Genomic DNA, 17,362 nt, shown 5'->3' with positions numbered 1-17,362 from the left:
CCGTATAAGGGATTGATTTTAGGATTGGAAAACGTCGACATTAGGCACACCACTTGCTGCTATATTTTCCTATAAGTTATATTTTTATCCCCAAAATAAGTAATAGGAAACTATCAAGTTCAGAAACCAAAAAATCCCCTCACAGCAGAAGTATCTAAGCTCATAAGCTTAAACACTCTCCACCATAAGGGGATGATTTTTACTAGGCTGTTGCTTCAACTTCCTCATGAACGGTTTTGATTTGAATCATAACCGTATTCGCATCCGTCAACACTTCAATGCCATCCTTGAAGATTAAGTCGGAAACGAGAAGCTTGTCGCCAGTATCAAGACCACTGATATCCACTTCCATGGAAGTCGGCAAATCACCAGGCATACAACGTACTTCTACTTCATAGATTTCAATCTGTAGAACCCCACCGGATTTAACCCCGATTGCCTCTCCAGAAAACTGAATAGTAACTTTGCTGTCCATGATTTCAGTCATGTTCACATGATGAAAGTCGATATGCAGCAGATTGCCCGACATCGCATCCTTTTGGACACTCTTAACGATGATCGGAATAATTTTTTCATCGGATGTATTACCCTGCAGAATAGCTCGTGGATTTTTTTTCAAAATATCCAACATTTCTTTTTCATTTACTTCTACAGACAAAGTATCTTTACCAATCCCATACAACACAGCCGGGATGCGTCCCTGTTTTCTTGCTAGATTCATAGTGGACTTTGTTTCACCAGTGCGCTTGTTCAATTGAATAAATTTACTCATTTGTTTGTTTCCTGCTCTCTTTGACCATAAATTCTTGTCAAATTGATTATAACATGACCATAAAATCTAGTCAAACTTTAAGGGAACTCCCTCGTTACTTTCATTTGAAGGGTTGAGAGAACTCGCTGTCCCGTTCCTCAACTCTTCTTAAGATGACTTCCTCCCGTAGTAGTGAAACGGGGCTGTTATATGTATACCATCGCGATTTCCAAACTCAGTGAACACTAGTTTCCGCACTTTTAATTGAATTCCTTGTCATTGACGTCTTCCTGATAATCCATTGATGCATCTATCGTCCAATCACTTTCTACATCCATTTCGATGCCAATGAGCTGCCCAGGGTGGGCATTAAAATACAGACAAAGCTTCAGTAATAAGTCCCTAGGATACTGTACCATCTCATCCTTATACATACGACGAACGGAGTCAAAGTGGTAATTAATCTCTTTCGCAAGCTTGCGTATCGATAATTTAGGATCGTGATTTTCCATAACTTCTTTTAATTTACTGCGAATGACTGACACACATACACCCCCTCCATAAATATATAGGGAACGCAATGGAGAGTCAATGAATTGACAAGAAAAAATGGTCATAGGAAGCTAGTATTTGCTAGTTGTTTCGTTTGACTGATTGACGGAAGTGATTCGGGGACATCCCTACCATATTTCTAAAGGTGCGGTAAAAGGCGGACACCGTCTCATAGCCTACTTCAAAGCAGATGGAGACGATATCTTTATCCGTTTCTAAGAGAAGTTTGCTGGCAATGCCAATACGTACCTCAGTTAAGTATTGCGATGGCGTTTTCTGATATCGTTCTTTGAAAATACTGCTCACATGCCGTACGCTCATATTCATTCGAACGGCAATGTCTGTCGATGTAATCGGTTCGAAATAGTGGGTATCTATATAGGTACAAATACGTTCCGCGCGAAGTGAATTAGCATCAGGAGTATGAGGAATTTGTTGGGAACGGGCAAGTTCAAGCAGAAGCTCTTCCATATGCAGCTTAATTGCAAATGTGTTCAGTAGATCTTCCTGCAATTGCTCGTAAAGCATTTTACGCAGCAATCTTCGAAGCTCACTGCTCGCAAACGCATTCAGTTTTAATAAGGAAGAAGCTCCGAAGAACTTGCCGAGCAATTCTTCTTGCGCATAGATATCGATCGAAGTTCGGTGAAAGGCAAGCACGAGAAGTGTCAATTTGGAGGTCGTACTAATCGAATGCTCGGAATAAGGCACAATCAATGCGGCTACATCTTGCCCAATCGGATATGTTTTACCATTGAGCGTTATTTGTCCTTCGCCCTCCATACCATATAACAATTGATAGACGTCATGATGATGACTGCCTACAACATTACGATCCCGATGCTGGCTTTCATACAAGTGGACACCATGATGTGGAAGATATAATTTTCTAAACGTCATGATGAGCTCGCCTCCTTTATAACCCCCAACTTGGAAACCCTTTCATCCATTGTAGTTCGGAGTTTAACAGGAGACAAGCGCTTTCTTTTCGTAAAGTTGATTAGCATCACTTTTTACCTGATGTCTTTCGTTTCGTATATTTTTTGGTGACTTTGGGCTTCAGCTTCGTTTGCTTCCTCTGATCTTCTGGGACGATGACTTTACCATCATCCTCTCTCCAATAGAGCAACTGCGCTACGAAATCCGCATCATGAATAATGACCACCTGCCTACCCTCGTCTATACAGACGTATGATTGACCTAGAATAACCTTTACACATACTCCGTGTATCGCTGTTTCATTGTAGTAATGACTTCATCGCCGGGGAGATCCCAGATCGACTTATTGAAAATTTCAACTTCAATAGGACCCTGATAACCGACCTCTTCAACCATTTGCCGTATTCTTCTTAGCTCTATCACGCCGTCGCCCATCATCCCACGGCCAAGAAGCAAATCCGGCGTCGGAACGATCCAATCGGATACGTGAAAGCCTAGTATGCGATTGCCTGCCCTGCGTATTTCCGTATATAACTGGGGATCCCACCAGACATGAAACACATCTACAACTACGCCTACTTCGCTTGCTGCGTACTGCTCCGCCATTTGATTAGCTTGACCCAGCGTGACAATAACAGACCGTTCTGCCGCATACATGGGATGAAGCGGTTCGATGCCAAGTTTAATACCTCTATCTTTTGCATAGGGGACTAGACGGTCTATGCCTTCTTGAACCCACCCCCTCGCACGATCGATGTCGCGGTCAGGAGCAGGGCCACAAACGAGAACGAGCGTCTCTGCTCCAAGCGCTGCTGCTTCATCAACAGCACGCCGATTATCATCCAGACGCGCTTCTCGTTCAGCCGCCGTTGCTGCAGGAAAATATCCCCCTCGACACAGACTCGATACGCGCAAACCAGAGTCTGTAATGATTTTCACACTTTCATTAAGCCCCAGTTCAGCTACTTTGTGTCGCCAAGGTGCGATCCACGGAATGCCTGCACGAACGCATCCATCGACTGCCTCTCGCAAACTCCAGTTATCCGTTGTTATTTGATTCAAACTAAGACGTGACATCGAAGGTTGACTGTACATCTCATAAGCCCTCCTCATTATTAATTTGTGGAGTTGTTAAATAATGCCATGCATAGCCAACACGAGTCGCATCCGCTCCGATGCTAGTTCGGGATCCACAAGGAGCCCAGCTCTATCGGCAAGTACAAATAACTCACATAAATGAGTAAGCGAACGCGAGCTTTCCTGTCCGCCTAGCATGCGAAAGTGTGATTGATGTCCATTCAAATAAGCCATGAATACAATGCCAGTCTTGTAAGCATAAGTAGGCGTTTGAAAAATATGACGAGAAAGTGCGACAGTCGGCTCTAGAATTCTTTCATATGCTGCCGTATCCCCTCGATCAAGCGCTTGAATGGCTGCAGAGGCTGCAGGTGCAATCGCATCAAATATACCAAGGAGTGCATGACTATATCCTAGCTCGTCACCACGGATAAGGGTTGGATAATTGAAATCGTCTCCGGTATACATCTTAACCGAGCTCGGCAGAAGCCGACGCATTGCGATTTCTTTATCTGCATCGAGCAGCGAAATCTTAATTCCATCCACCTTATCGGCATGAGCGTGAATGACTCTCAAGCATACATCCATAGCCTCATTCAGATTCCGATGCCCCCAGTACCCTGCGAGTGCAGGATCGAACATATCTCCAAGCCAATGCAAGATTACGGGCTGAGAGACTTGGCTCAAAATACGGCTGTAAACCCTTTCATAATCTTCAGGTCCCCGAGCAGCCGCAGTAAGTGCCCGGCTTGCCATAAGTATAATTTGCCCGCCTTCTCCTTCTACGAACGCGCATTGCTGCTCGTATGCTGCCTCAACATCTTCGAGTGTTACCTCATTCGATGGCAGCAGATGATCCGTTCCAGCACCGCAAGCGATGCGGCCATTCACTGCTTTGGCCTCCGTAATCGAACGCGAGATAAGCTCTTGCGCCCGTGTCCAATGAAGACCCATGCCGCGTTGAGCCGTGTCCATGGCCTCGGCGACTGAAAGACCGAGTGACCATAAATGCCTTCGGTAGGCTAACGTAGCATCCCAATCTATACGCGAATCATGCAGAGGATTCGCGTCAGCAAACGGATCGCAAACGACATGAGCCGCAGAAAACGCCGTACGGCTAATAAGTGGCTTTTGCGGTTGCGTAAACGAACCGCTTCGCCCTGGTGTGTAAGGAGATAACGTTCCTCCTGTTCGTAGGAGCTTCAGCACCGTTGACAACGTAGTTTCCCCCTCATCAAAATGAATAGCGAGAGCTTGAAATCCGTTCAAGCTCTCCGCTTCCTATTTATTACAACCGTAACTCCGGTATATCGATCCAGCGACGTTCTTTCCACGACTGTAACCCAAGTTCCGCTAGCTGAGTACCTTTCGCGCCTTCGAACAAATCCCATTTGAACGGTTGATCTGCTACCACATGCTTAAGGAACATTTCCCATTGCACTTTGAAACCGTTATCAAAAACCATGTTATCTGGCACATTCTGCCACTGCTCCTGGAATGAATGCGGGTTCGGAATATCTGGATTCCACACTGGCTTTGGTGTTTGGACGCGATGTTGCGTCTTGCATTCACGTAACCCCGCGACCGCGCTTCCTTCCGTACCGTCAACTTGAATGGTCAATAAATCATCTCGATTCACTCGAACTGCCCATGACGAATTGGCTTGTACAATGATGCCGCCTTCCAATTCAAATGTCGCGTAGGCAGCATCATCTGCTGTGCCTTCATAGACTTGATTGAGTTCGTCCACGCGTTGTGGGATATGAGTGACACCGAGGCAAGATACGGAGCGCACTTCTCCGAACAAATTGTCCAATACATACCGCCAATGTGCGAACATATCGACGATAATTCCACCACCGTCTTCTTTCCGATAGTTCCAGGATGGCCGTTGAGCTGGCTGCCAATCCCCTTCGAACACCCAATAGCCAAATTCCATTCGGACAGATAAAATTGTCCCAAAGAAACCGGAGTCAACCAAACGCTTTAGCTTTAACAAGCCAGGAAGAAATAGTTTGTCCTGAACGACGCCGTTCTTCAAACCTGCTTCCCTTGCCAATCTGGCTAATTCAAGTGATTCTTCCAAGCTGGTAGCAGTAGGCTTTTCCGTATAGATATGTTTTCCCGCACGAATAGCTTTGCGCAAGCTCTCTGCCCTCATTACCGTCGTCTGAGAATCAAAATAGATTACGTTATAAGGATCGGCAAGCGCGGCATCCACATCCGTACTCCAACGGGCAACGCCGTACTTTTCTGCTAGTGCCTTAATTTTCTTCTCCTGCCGTCCAATTAATATCGGGTCAGGCATAATGGTATCGCCATTGGGCAATGTCACGCCGCCTTGTTCGCGAATAGCGACGATGGAGCGTGCTAAGTGCTGGTTCGTTCCCATGCGCCCTGTCACGCCGTTCATAATAATACCTATTGTATGTGTCGTCATTGTAAAACTCCTTCCTTCTTCTTAGGAGTATTCTACCTTTTGCACAGACGGATTGTCGTACTAAAAGCCGAAATGGATTCCTGAAATTGGAAGTGTTTCTTTGATCATTTATTGCTGCCTAAATTGCACGGGAGTTAACCCTGTATAGCTCCGAAAATGTTTCGTAAAATAGCTTGGCGACGCATACCCAATCTGATCTGCTACAGCGTTAACAGGAAGTTCCTTGTTGCGCAGGAGCTCCTTCGCCTTCTCCATTCGGCTGAACTGCAGCTTCTCCCGAAAAGTCACACCATAGTAACTCTGCATGAGTCGTTCTAACTGACGCTGGCTAATACCGATTTGAGACGCAAGCTCCTTGGAACTCATATCCTTATGTGGCAGTCGGAAGTAATCATCCGTCAGGAAGCGTCTGGAATCATTCAGCAGTTTCTTGGGAATGTGATAAGCGGAACGCCTCTCCCCTGCAAAACTACGCACCGCACCCACAATAATTTGAGTAGCGAGACTCTGGATCACGGTATACTGACCGAGCCATTGTTGTTCAAATTCGTTCATGATGCTACGAAAAAGATCGACGGTCCCCAGCTCATCTTGTCCGAACCAGAAGGAAGTATTTAACAATGTATGCCATATATCATTCGTTTCTTGGGTCAAATACATATCATTCTTCTGCGGTTTTCGCTTTCGCAGTCTAACTTCGAAATTAATACAGTATTCATCCATAGGATCTTCACTGTCAGCAAGCTGCCGATGATAGATGCCTGGACCTGTTAAATAAAAAGTACCCGGCTCTATGTGGAACGTCTTTTCCGCTACCTCCAGTGTGCCTTTTCCTCGCGTAATATAGTGTAGTTCATAACTGCTGTGACAATGGTTAGGGTATCCCCATGAAGCAATCGGTGCTTCATAATTAATGTAGATCAGATTGATTAACATGGGGCCAAGTGGAATTTTAATATCTAGATCGGTATAGCGCATGGCTAATTGTGGCGATTCATGAGCTGTGGACATGAGAATCAGCCTCCTCGTCTATCTACTATAACAGGAACGACATTTTTACGAAACAATGTCGTTCCTGTCTCTTTTCGACTAGACTGTGAGTTTGTATGCTGATAATAGCAACATACTATAGGAGGCTCACCTACCCATGCAACCTCAATTCCGTTATTCACCAACACCTGCGCTTACCCCTCAACCCGACTGCGATTGGGCTAATAAAATGGTGCTCAACCCCGCTATCGTGCAAGATCCTAAGTCTGAGCGGCTTCACATGTTGTTCCGGGCAACTGGACCGTGGCCGCAAGCGCGTCAGGAAGGCAAACATGACCCCTATCCGATATTTCTCGGATATGCTTTCAGTGATGATAAAGGAATCACTTGGGAGGCAGATTTCGGTCGCCCTGCGATTATTCCTGCCTTAAACCAGGAGAAAGAAGATATTTATATTACAAATATCCACGGCACGCGTGTTCGCGATTATTCAAACGGGTGTATTGAAGATCCGCGTATTTTTTACATCGAAGACGAACTCTATGTGTCCGTTGCCTGCCGGATGTTCCCTCCAGGTCCTTACTGGTTGGAAGATCAAGATCCGCCTGTCATAACCAGGTATGAGTATGTACCCGATTGGGTCCATGAAGGAGAAGATGCCTTCACCCAAACCGCTCGTACCAATGACACCGTGACCGTGCTGTATAGACTGCATCTCGATAAACTTAGCGTGGGCAAGTATGAAGAAGCTTTCCAATACGTGTGCCCATTATCTGAAGGTCATGTCAGCGATAACCGCGACGTCTTCTTGTTCCCTGAAAAAATGGTGATCGACGGTAAGCCGCAATACGTGATGCTCCATCGTCCAATGAACCCTAAACCGTTCCCGCAAGGCGATGAAGTGACCCGACCATCGATTTTTTTGGCGGCCGCAGAGCACATTGAAGATTTTGCATCGCCAAAAGCAACTCATCGATTACTCGCAACATCCCTCTTCGATTGGGAGGCTAACAAGGTAGGCGCTTCTTGGCCGCCACTCTCACTTGGCGAGGGGGAATGGCTGGTATCGTATCATGGTAAGAAAGATATTTACTTTGGGTATACGCAATCCTTCATGATCGTGAAAGAGCAGGAGAACGACTTCCCTGTGGTCACACATCGCTGCTCGGATCGGTTAATGTATGCCCAGCAAGAATGGGAAATGCCCTCTGACTATCCAACTCCATGCCTATTCACCACCGCAGGTATTTTTGTCGGTGAAGAATTGATTATGGCTTATGGCGCTGCTGATCAGAAAGTCGGCATCTCTTGGGTAAACCGCGATGAGCTTATTGCGCACATTCGCCAATACGATTCACAAGGCAATCATATTCACAGGTAATAGGAATAGGCTGTCTCAAAAGTCGATCAAGACTTTTGAGACAGCCTATTTTTTGTTATTAACCTTCCTACCGCTGAATCCCGATTGTCACAATCTCACAAGGACCTACTGGCAACGTCAATCCGCCGTCTGCCTCTACGGCCAAACGCTCGCCTTGTATTTCCAAAATCGTGCTCTTATAGAAATTCTGCTGAGGAAGTTGCGTACTGACTTTAACCTCTGCATGCAGTGAACGCATGTTGTACCAACGAAGCAGCACATCCTCTGATGCTTCATTTAGTTTCATTGAGGAAAAGGCAAGCCCTTCTCCCTCCCATTGGAGAGGAGCATATGTTGAAGCAATTTGGCCATCATGGATGCCGGTCTGTGCCAATGTCCAAGGAATTTGGAACTGGTATGCGGCCGTATAAGCTTCGTATTGTGCGCCATCCCCATTATGCGGGAAAATCGCCAATCGAACGGTGTGCTCGCCTAGACATTGCGCTTCCGGAGTAGGGAACAAGCCCCAATCACCGAGTTCGCCAACTGCACGCAAAAGCGTTACAGCGATCGTATTCCGTCCATCGCGCAGAACCTCGTATTCGTTCAATCCGAGATTGGCAACAACCAAGCCCGCACCTGTTTCGCTTACATCAACGAATGCTTGTTGATGTTGGGTATTGCTTGGGTTCTCCCATTCTGAAGCCGGCGTATTATCGCGCTGCACAACTTCAAACATCGAATCAACATGATGCGTTTGCGCTGTCAGATCCGTTGGGAATAACATCCGTAGACGATGATCCTTCGCCTGGTTGTTAAAGGATGATTCGATCTCTACCCCTTGCCCACTGCGGCTCAAGCTAACCACCGTGCGAATCCGCATCGGAATCATGCGCGTAGAACGCTGTGCTTTACGATACGGATAGTACACCAAGTCACGTTGTTCAACATCCAGCATGTCGTCGCCCGACGCAGGAATCGACCACTCGTGGACGATTTCAACGGAAGCTTGGTAGGCCGTATCATGAAGCACGCGGATTTGAGCTTGCAAGGCGCTCGTTGTCAATGACGTTTCGCCATCCGGTTGACGGAACATATACTCGTTGCCAATATCTCCGACATTCTCGTATACACCTAAATCCCGGTACGTGCGGCCGTTCTTCTTATCCGTCAGCGTGAAAGAACCGTTATCCGCGATGTCAATCTTGATCGCAGCATTTTCCATGACCCGCTCATTTGTGAACAGCGAAGAAGTGACCAATTCCGCTTCCTTCTTCACCCACGCGTACGTTTTCAAACCTAGTGCCGGCACCTTGTCGGCTTCGAAAGTCAATCTTACTTTTCGGCACATATACGGCTGACGGAACTTGTCGTCCGGCAAATCGTATCCGAATTGCAAGCCGAGATCTTCGACCGTACATGGCAGAGACTGCGAAGAAGCATCCACGAGTACGCGTCCTGTGAGATCTGCTGCTTTGGCAAGAGCGCTTGCTTCTTCAAGTGTATAGCCATCTCGGAAATAGAGACGTAAAGCATCAATCACGATACTAACTACCCCCGAGCGTTCCCAACCCGACGTATTAAACACGACTACGGGCAGAGCACCTTCGCCAGTCACCGTAAAGCCAGACGTATTGATCGCATCCGCAATGGCTTGCTTGCTGTCATCGATAATGGCTTCAGCAACATGACGGCTCTTATCGAAGCGTGTGACCATTTCACGGTGCACTTCGTCCACAGAACAGCCGCAGATGCTGTCATGCGGATGGTTTTGCATTAAGGTTTTCCAGGCGTAAGTGAACAAATGATGCGGGTACTTCTCTCCAACTTTAAGAACATAGGCGAATGCCGCGAGCGGCTCTGCCACTTTCTCCAACATCGCTTGTCCAAGCTGATTCATCTGCTTCAAGTACACGCGCGCCGAAGCTGTATTGACAAGTGTTGACCATCCATCCGTTCGCTGACTGCGAAGTTCACCTTTGACTGTCGAAAGTTCTTGCTTCCCTGAGCGCTGAACGGCCGCCAAGTAATCGTTAAAATTCGAGTGGACAAAAGTTGTATCTGGGAAAAGCTCGCTCGCCGTTTGAATGGCTTCTGGCAAATCAAGTTGAACAGGCTGATGATCACAGCCATTCATGAAGAGCAATTCCCCCGTAGAAGCATACTTCTCCGCGTCCGCCAGCTTGCGTTCCCAATAAGCTTTGGCTTCTACTTTGTCAGCAGGGATCTCATTCCCATTGGAATACCAGTTGGCAAATAGAATACCCAGCACCTGGGAGCCATCTGGACCTTCCCAAACCAGCTCCGAGAAGGAAGATTCAAAATCACCATCGGAGACTGTGTTGTTGAATCCCGTCGGCTTCACGCCGCGTCCGAATAAGGCATTCGTGATGCCGGACTGCTGCATCAATTGCGGCGTCTGCCCGACTAAACCGAACGTGTCGGGAAAATAGCCGATTTTCGACACATCGCCATAAGCTTTCGCATCTTGATGCCCAATCTGCATATTACGGACATTGGCTTCGCCGCTCGTTAAGAAAGCATCCTGCAAAATGTACCAAGGTCCGATGAGAATACGGCCATCCTGAATTAATTGGGTTAGACGTTCCTTCTGCTCGGGTCTGACCTGCAAGTAATCCTCCAGAATAATTGTCTGACCATCCAGAAAGAAACTGCGGTAATTGGCATCTTGATCCATTTTATCTAATAACGTATCTACGAGTTTAACTAGTCTCACGTGGTGCTTTTCATATGGTAAATACCACTCCCGATCCCAATGGGTATGGGAGATGATATGAGCCGTTCGTTTGGTACTCATGGGTTAGCTCCTTTCAATATGGACTTCATCTGGGCGGTAAATGGAGATCAATTGCCCTTGTCGATCTGCGGCAAAGAGCACAGAACGCTCTTTCTCTAGGGTGAACGCGTATGTCGTGTCACTATCGGTATCGCGAACTTTAACATTCACATCCCAAGCAAATTCAGAGACAAATACATATAAGAAACCGTCCTTGAAACGCAGCTTCCTTCCGTAAATCCCTGCAAGATCGCCTTGAAGCCACTGCAATCCGCTGCTACAATCGGAAGCAGTCACTGCATACCGGTAAAGTGCCTCTACCGTGTCCATCCGGTCGTTTACTTCCACTGGCAGCGGACTCCAAATCAATCGGCCATTGCCTAAAGGAAGATCAACAACGCGATCTCCACCAGCACTTGGCTTCGCTGCTCCACCACCAATACGCACTTCTTTCAACGTTTCAGCAATTCGGCGACGCCCATAGGAAACTGGGTGCAAAGTGCCTTCCAGCTCAAGCATTTCTTCCCGGCGAACATTGTGAAGTTCTGCTTCACCCAGCTCATCGACGAGACGCTGTTTCATCTTCCAGTACGCGTCCAAACTAATTGGGCCTGTAGCCAATAGTGTCGCACCCGTGCGCTTCACAATATCGATCAGCTTCATCCATGCTTGCTCATCCACATTATGCGCGCTTGGGAGCACAATCAGCTTCGCAGGTTGCTGCTCCAGCGCCTCCAAATGATATTCCGAAGCCGCACGGAACGGCAACTTCATCTTATAGGACAGCACACGCGTCATGGCCGTCGTGGCATCAAATGCCAATTTCCGATTGGAAAAATCGTTGGAATAAGGGAATACAGCCACAATATCTTCCAGTACCCGCTCCTGGAATAGGTCTCTGATCTCGGCCATGAAGCGGCCGAATTCATAGGAAACATCCGCTTCCGGTTTCTCCGTCCCATCGGCACGAAGTGCTCCGATATGGGACTCGTTCGCGTTATCCATATAGAAATTGGTGTTCCATATCCAATGAATCGCTCCTGCGCCTCCCGTTGCAAAGGCGTAAGCATATTTGCGCTCCAACATACTGCGCAGCTCGATCTCCGAACGTTTCGCACGTCCATCTGGGGTCTCTACGTACATAATGCCAGTCTCTTGAATGACATTCGGTTTATTGGCTGTTTTGGCAAAGATGCCATCCCATACGAGGTTATCGTTCAACCACCAGGAATGGACCGTTGTGTAATCTACTGCTTCTTCATAGAAAAGCGGTGAAGGTCGCTGTGCGCCAAGCGCTTCATCCTGGCCGACGACAACGAGATGCTCAGGTACGATTTCTTTAATGGTATCATACAGCTGTTTGGCCCACTGGTTGTGCATCTCCATCGAGAATAGGCAGTAATCGAGCCAGCGTGTCCCCTTTTTCGCCCGGTGCATATCCTGCACGTCGAAATTGATGTCAGACGCCTCCGGAATGACAGCCGATTCATACGTCGGAAGCTGCACAGGCGTCATATTCCAGCGTTCTTGCAACAGTTCAATACTCTCATGACGCTGTTTGAGCCATGCAATAAAAGCTTCCTTCTCATACGGATCCCGACTGGAACGAGGTCCATCCGAGAATATCTGAGCGGGATCGAACATCGATGGCTCGTTGATCAGATCCCAATCCACATGAGTCGTCTCCCCATGTCGGGATACGATGGAGCGGATGAATCTCTTTTGAGCTTCCACACTTTGTGGATCGAGATAGGGATTAACCCCTTCCCATGTTTCAGGAGTGAAGGAGAAGAAGGTAAACGTCACCTGCAGATTATGTTTTTTAGCCGTCAGGAGGAAAGCATCGATGGCTCTCAATACTTCTTCCGAAGCATGGCCATCCACCTGCATGATATTGCGGTAGGCAGTCCAAATGCCCGTACGTATCCAGTTGATGCCTGCTTTGGCCATTTGAGCCATATCCCGATCCCAGACATCGCTATTCGGCAGGAATAAGAATTTGCGAGCCACATCAGATGTCATGTACGTCATGCCAACGACTGGCAATGGACGTCCATCCTTGATGAAATAATCGCGACCGCAAGTGATGGGCTGGCCTTCTGAGAGCAGCCCTGCATCGTGCCCCCAGAATCCTTGACGAAGCATACGCTGTTCGCCATCCTCTGAGATTGCCTTACACGTTACGCGGTACAAACCGCGCTGTATATCTAGCGGCACAGGAATGCGCACCACATTGAATTCTTTGTTAACTTCAACAGTTAAACGAGAGGTCCAAGCATCTTGCGTACCGTTGTCATGCTCGACACGAAGGTCGAGTGTCCACTCTTTAACAGCGGCATCTTTCTCCCCGATAAGTTGTGTTTGAATCGTAAGCATCGCGTGCTCGCCTGGTTCATAGCTGGCATAATTCGGCTTGATCCACAACTCCGTCACACCGCTCGCACAGAAACTCGCCCACTCGGCCAAGCGCTGCGCACCACCTTCGCTCCAGAACGAGGGGCTCAGCGGCACATTGACGAACATCCAGCGCGAACCGATAAACGCACCTCGCGAGTTCTCCCATAGGACAACAGGAGCAGCTAGTTCCCGGCCTGTCTTACCTATGCTCTTCAGCAACGGATAAATCTGCGTGCTCATCGTCCCCGCCGCACCCATCTGATGCGGCAAATCACTGTCTCGCGTCGTATGCGGCACCATATTCCAAGTATCAGCAAGCGCGAATAGCGACTCTTGCCCTTCCAACAATGGTAAGGTTTCTGACGTGATATAAGAACGGAATGGCGTACTGTCAACTCGTAGCATTTCATGAATATGCAGCTGCTGGTGGTAACCCGTCTGCTCCGATTCCACATGCCAATTCTCATCTTCCCAGCGTACAGGACGCTTGAAGGCTGCGCCGCCCACACTCAGCAGACCGCCGCCGCGCTGCAAGAACCCCAGAATGTCAGGCCACGCCGCTTTTGGAAAATACGGCGCATGCAAATTAACGAAACATCCGTGGGCTGCTGATCGTAGTGCCTCTCCAAGTGCATGGGCACCTACCACAATCGCCCCTTGCGCCGTCAATTGCTCGATGGGCACATCACTCAACGAACTGCTCGGGAATCCGGGCTCATGGAAGATAAGGATCGGGCGACTCATAGAAGACCATCCTTCATCGCTTGATAAACCAATTGAGAGAACAGGCTGTTCGACCATGCAAACCATTTGCGTGTGAAAATCGTTGGGTCATCAACGTGAAAACCTTCATGCATGAATCCCGTATCTGCATCTGTCGCTTCCAGCATCGCGATCATCTCCAGCTTCTCTTCCGCCGTGGACGCCGTAATGCCTTGCATGGACAGTGCCATATGCCAAATGTAATCATCCGGCGTATGCGGACTGCCTATTCCACGAGCCACCTTGCCTTCGAAATAGAACGGATTCTCTTTGCTAAGCGCAAACCGTCTTGTGTTTTGATAAATAGGATCGTCCGCTGATACATAGCCCAAGTAAGGAATCGACATAAGACCTGGTGTCCCGGCATCATCCATCAGGCAGTGATTGCCAAAGCCGTCCGTTTCATACGCATAAATGGGTCCAAATGTCGGATGACGATAAATGCCGTACAATTGAATGCCATGATCAATGTCTGCTTCAAGTGCTTTAAGTTGTGCCAAGAAATCCATGTCCCGGAATACCCATTCCGCGAATTCCTGCATATGACGAAGCGCAACGACAGCGAACATATTCGCTGGAATGTTGTAATGAAAGTCACACGCATCGTCACTAGAACGGAAGCCTGACCACACCATTCCCGTATAATTCACAGGCATGCCCAAGCCGTTATTGCGCAGCGAGTCAGTCGGTATCCCGTTATTGCGAGTAAAACGATAAGGCGACTTTTCAAAATGATGCTGCTCGGTTAGGAACAACTCATAGATCTTCACCATCGCTGCTTTAAAGCCAGCATCAAAGATATCCGTCAATTCAGTTTCCTTCCAATACGCATAAGCGAGACGCATCGAGAAGCACAGGGAATCGAGTTCGAATTTACGCTCCCATACCCATGGTGACATCTCGGTTTGGTCAGCTTTGTTCCAATGCCAGTCATTGGCCGACTCATTAAACGCATTTGCATACGGATCAATATGAATGTACTGAATATGACGTTTAATTAATCCGCTAATGATACGTTGAAGATCCGTATCTTCTTTGGCAAAAGGCACGTAATGCATAACCTGTTCGACAGAATCACGCAGCCAGGATGCTGGAATATCTCCCGTGATGACAAACGTAGTGCCATCTGGCATCAGCTTCGTTGTCGTTTCTAATGTATTTGGAAAACAATTTTTAAATAATTGCAGGAGTTTAGGACGATGCGCCAGCTTTTCTTCGGCTTCCAGCAAGACATCTTGAATGGCTTGCGGCAGTTCCAGTTTGGGCATCGGAATTTTGGGCAGTCTAAATTGTTCCACGGTAAATCCTCCACATTTCTATAATCTACGTAGTTGCTTACAGTACTACTCTTTTACAGCGCCGATCGTTAAACCTTGAATGAAGTAACGTTGGAAGAACGGATAAGCGAAAATAATCGGTCCCGTCGCAAGCACAACCATCGCCATCCGCGAAGTATCCTGCGGCAGCGATTGCAGCAAGCCTATGCCAACCGAAGGGTTGCTCGTGTTTTGGAGCAGGAACTGCATGCTGTTCTCAATCCGCATCAGCATCGATTGCAGCGGCACCAAGTTTGGCGTGTCGATGTACAGGAGCGCATTGAACCAATCATTCCAGTACCCCAAGGTACTGAATAACCCGATCGTCGCCAGCCCTGGCAGGGACAGCGGCAGCACGAGTTTGACGAAGATCCCGAATTCGCCGGCTCCGTCAATTTTGCCTGATTCAATAATGGCATCCGGTACAGATGTACTAAAGAAAGTACGCATAATCATGATATAGAAGGCGTTGCCCGCTAATGGCAGAACCAAAGCCCACAGGGAATCCTTGAGCCCAAGCAATTGCGTCATAACAATATAAGTCGGTACAAGTCCACCGTTAAAGAGCATCGTAAAAAAGGCGAAAAAACCGAAAAAATTACGGAATTTAAAGCTTTTTCGCGAAATCGCATAAGCGAACGTTGCGGTTAGAATCAAACTAACAAGCGTACCTACGACCGTCACAAGGATGGTGACTCCATAGGACATCAGCAGTTGATCGCCTGCTTTGAAGAGATAACGGTACGCTTCCAGGCTCCATTTCTCCGGGATGATGCGGTACCCATTCGTATTCAGTGATTTCTCATCGGTGAACGAAATGATCGTCACAAACAGAAACGGGAATACACAGGCAATTGTAAAAAGTCCCGCGGCCAAATGAGCAAACACATTCAACAGCGGCGGTAATTTATGAAAGTCTTGCTTTTTCATCGCTTTGACAGCATTCATAATCAGTTCCTCCTTTCCGCAATCCTAGGTTAAAAGAGTGCATTGTCCCTATCAAATTTTCTAACGACATAGTTCGAAGTCATCACGAGAATGAAACCGATCACGGACTGATACAAGCCAGCCGCTGTACTCATCCCGATTTCTCCTGTCGATTTAAGGCCGCGGTATACGTACGTATCGATAACATTGGTAACGGAGTATAACGTTCCGGAGTCTCTAGGCACTTGTAGGAACAAGCCAAAGTCTGCGTAAAAAATACGTCCGATCGCGAGCAGCGTCAGAATCGTCATTAGCGGTTTTAACATCGGGAAGGTAATGTGACGGATCTGCTGCCATTTACTCGCGCCATCAATCATGGCTGCTTCGTAGAGCGATTTATCGATCCCCATGATCGCCGCTAAATACACAACAGAGCTATAGCCGACTGATTTCCAGAGGTACACGAGAATAATAATAAGCGGCCAATACGTCTTGTCGTTATACCAACGAATCGGATCCACGCCAAACCAGGGAAGTATATGATTAAGCATTCCTTTATCCACACTTAGGAAACTGAATACGAAATAGCCAACGATGACCCATGATAAGAAATAGGGCATGAACATACCTGTTTGATAAAGCTTAGCAAGCTTTTTATTCGTAATTTCGGACAATACAATGGCGAGTCCAACGGACAGCACCAGACCAGCAATAATGAACACAATGTTGTATAGCAAGGTATTGCGCGTAATGATATAAGCGTCGTTCGTACTAAAAAGGAATTTGAAGTTCTGTAAACCAACCCATTTGCTCTCCACAATACTTGCCCAAAAACCATCACGGCTGTAACGGTACTGCTTGAAAGCAATCACCATGCCTGCCATCGGTAAATACGAGAAGAACAGGAACCAAAGCGTTGCCGGTAATGCCATGAGCAGCAGCACTCTGCTTTGTTTCACATCTTTGAAAAAAGTTCCTATTCTGTTCATACAATCACCCCTTCGCTGATAACAAGACAAAGATCAGGTGAATGCAGAACATTCACCTCATCCTC

Annotated in this window: 14 protein-coding genes; 1 reads left to right on the top strand and 13 read right to left on the bottom strand. The window is 47.5% G+C overall.

Going from position 1 to position 17,362, the window contains the following annotated elements; genetic code table 11:
* Window positions 1–202: 202 nt before the first annotated feature.
* The 8 genes from AC58QT_RS15480 to AC58QT_RS15445 form a co-directional block, all read right to left on the bottom strand.
* Window positions 203–772 carry a 50S ribosomal protein L25 gene (locus AC58QT_RS15480; protein ID WP_497409770.1) on the bottom strand — a complete coding sequence of 190 codons (570 nt, stop codon included), beginning with the start codon at window positions 770–772 and terminating at the stop codon, window positions 203–205.
* A gap of 239 nt (window positions 773–1,011) precedes the next feature.
* A complete protein-coding gene (locus AC58QT_RS15475) occupies window positions 1,012–1,296 on the bottom strand; it encodes a helix-turn-helix domain-containing protein (protein WP_497409769.1) in 285 nt (94 codons plus the stop codon).
* 88 nt (window positions 1,297–1,384) lie between these two features.
* Entirely contained in the window at window positions 1,385–2,203 is an 819-nt protein-coding gene (locus AC58QT_RS15470; RefSeq protein ID WP_497409768.1) for a helix-turn-helix domain-containing protein, read from the bottom strand.
* A 106-nt stretch (window positions 2,204–2,309) separates the two neighbouring features.
* Window positions 2,310–2,468, bottom strand: a complete 159-nt coding sequence (locus AC58QT_RS15465; RefSeq protein WP_497409767.1) for a hypothetical protein — start codon at window positions 2,466–2,468, stop codon at window positions 2,310–2,312.
* Between the two features lie 47 nt (window positions 2,469–2,515).
* Entirely contained in the window at window positions 2,516–3,337 is an 822-nt protein-coding gene (locus tag AC58QT_RS15460; RefSeq protein WP_310225803.1) for a sugar phosphate isomerase/epimerase family protein, read from the bottom strand.
* A 36-nt stretch (window positions 3,338–3,373) separates the two neighbouring features.
* Window positions 3,374–4,537, bottom strand: coding sequence for a dihydrodipicolinate synthase family protein (locus AC58QT_RS15455; RefSeq protein WP_497410031.1), 1,164 nt, complete (start codon window positions 4,535–4,537; stop codon window positions 3,374–3,376).
* Window positions 4,538–4,607: 70 nt separating this feature from the next.
* On the bottom strand, window positions 4,608–5,759 hold the full coding sequence (locus tag AC58QT_RS15450) for a Gfo/Idh/MocA family protein (protein WP_497409766.1): 1,152 nt from the start codon (window positions 5,757–5,759) through the stop codon (window positions 4,608–4,610).
* Window positions 5,760–5,867: 108 nt separating this feature from the next.
* Window positions 5,868–6,770 (bottom strand): AraC family transcriptional regulator, encoded by a 903-nt coding sequence (locus tag AC58QT_RS15445; RefSeq protein ID WP_497409765.1) that lies wholly within the window; start codon window positions 6,768–6,770, stop codon window positions 5,868–5,870.
* 136 nt (window positions 6,771–6,906) lie between these two features.
* Here AC58QT_RS15445 and AC58QT_RS15440 point away from each other — a divergent pair, with 136 nt between their 5' ends.
* A complete protein-coding gene (locus AC58QT_RS15440; protein WP_497409764.1) occupies window positions 6,907–8,130 on the top strand; it encodes a glycoside hydrolase family 130 protein in 1,224 nt (407 codons plus the stop codon).
* A gap of 67 nt (window positions 8,131–8,197) precedes the next feature.
* Here the strand turns inward: AC58QT_RS15440 and AC58QT_RS15435 are convergent, their stop codons facing one another.
* The 5 genes from AC58QT_RS15435 to AC58QT_RS15415 are packed head-to-tail and all read right to left on the bottom strand — an operon-like array spanning window position 8,198 to window position 17,297.
* Window positions 8,198–10,927, bottom strand: a complete 2,730-nt coding sequence (locus tag AC58QT_RS15435) for an alpha-mannosidase (RefSeq protein WP_497409763.1) — start codon at window positions 10,925–10,927, stop codon at window positions 8,198–8,200.
* Window positions 10,928–10,930: 3 nt separating this feature from the next.
* Window positions 10,931–14,047, bottom strand: a complete 3,117-nt coding sequence (locus tag AC58QT_RS15430) for a beta-galactosidase (RefSeq protein ID WP_497409762.1) — start codon at window positions 14,045–14,047, stop codon at window positions 10,931–10,933.
* Window positions 14,044–15,363: a glycoside hydrolase family 125 protein gene (locus AC58QT_RS15425; protein ID WP_497409761.1), complete on the bottom strand. Its 1,320-nt coding sequence runs from the start codon at window positions 15,361–15,363 to the stop codon at window positions 14,044–14,046. The genes AC58QT_RS15430 and AC58QT_RS15425 overlap by 4 nt, the downstream gene beginning before the upstream one ends.
* Before the next feature lie 45 nt (window positions 15,364–15,408).
* Entirely contained in the window at window positions 15,409–16,329 is a 921-nt protein-coding gene (locus AC58QT_RS15420; RefSeq protein WP_497409760.1) for a carbohydrate ABC transporter permease, read from the bottom strand.
* 29 nt (window positions 16,330–16,358) lie between these two features.
* Window positions 16,359–17,297, bottom strand: coding sequence for an ABC transporter permease (locus tag AC58QT_RS15415; RefSeq protein WP_068665052.1), 939 nt, complete (start codon window positions 17,295–17,297; stop codon window positions 16,359–16,361).
* Window positions 17,298–17,362 lie beyond the last annotated feature (65 nt).

It is taken from the genome of Paenibacillus sp. J31R109 (genome assembly GCF_059692055.1).
Note: the sequence above shows the minus strand (reverse complement) of the source record. Positions and strands in the feature narration are given on the sequence as shown.

Excerpts from the sequence above, each read along its gene's own strand:
- AC58QT_RS15430 (WP_497409762.1), bottom strand. The coding sequence starts at position 14,047 with ATGAGTCGCCCGATCCTTATCTTCCATGAGCCCGGATTCCCGAGCAGT.
- AC58QT_RS15415 (WP_068665052.1), bottom strand. The coding sequence starts at position 17,297 with ATGAACAGAATAGGAACTTTTTTCAAAGATGTGAAACAAAGCAGAGTG.
- AC58QT_RS15470 (WP_497409768.1), bottom strand. The coding sequence starts at position 2,203 with ATGACGTTTAGAAAATTATATCTTCCACATCATGGTGTCCACTTGTAT.
- AC58QT_RS15440 (WP_497409764.1), top strand. The coding sequence starts at position 6,907 with ATGCAACCTCAATTCCGTTATTCACCAACACCTGCGCTTACCCCTCAA.
- AC58QT_RS15420 (WP_497409760.1), bottom strand. The coding sequence starts at position 16,329 with ATGAATGCTGTCAAAGCGATGAAAAAGCAAGACTTTCATAAATTACCG.
- AC58QT_RS15445 (WP_497409765.1), bottom strand. The coding sequence starts at position 6,770 with ATGTCCACAGCTCATGAATCGCCACAATTAGCCATGCGCTATACCGAT.
- AC58QT_RS15480 (WP_497409770.1), bottom strand. The coding sequence starts at position 772 with ATGAGTAAATTTATTCAATTGAACAAGCGCACTGGTGAAACAAAGTCC.
- AC58QT_RS15435 (WP_497409763.1), bottom strand. The coding sequence starts at position 10,927 with ATGAGTACCAAACGAACGGCTCATATCATCTCCCATACCCATTGGGAT.
- AC58QT_RS15460 (WP_310225803.1), bottom strand. The coding sequence starts at position 3,337 with ATGTACAGTCAACCTTCGATGTCACGTCTTAGTTTGAATCAAATAACA.
- AC58QT_RS15450 (WP_497409766.1), bottom strand. The coding sequence starts at position 5,759 with ATGACGACACATACAATAGGTATTATTATGAACGGCGTGACAGGGCGC.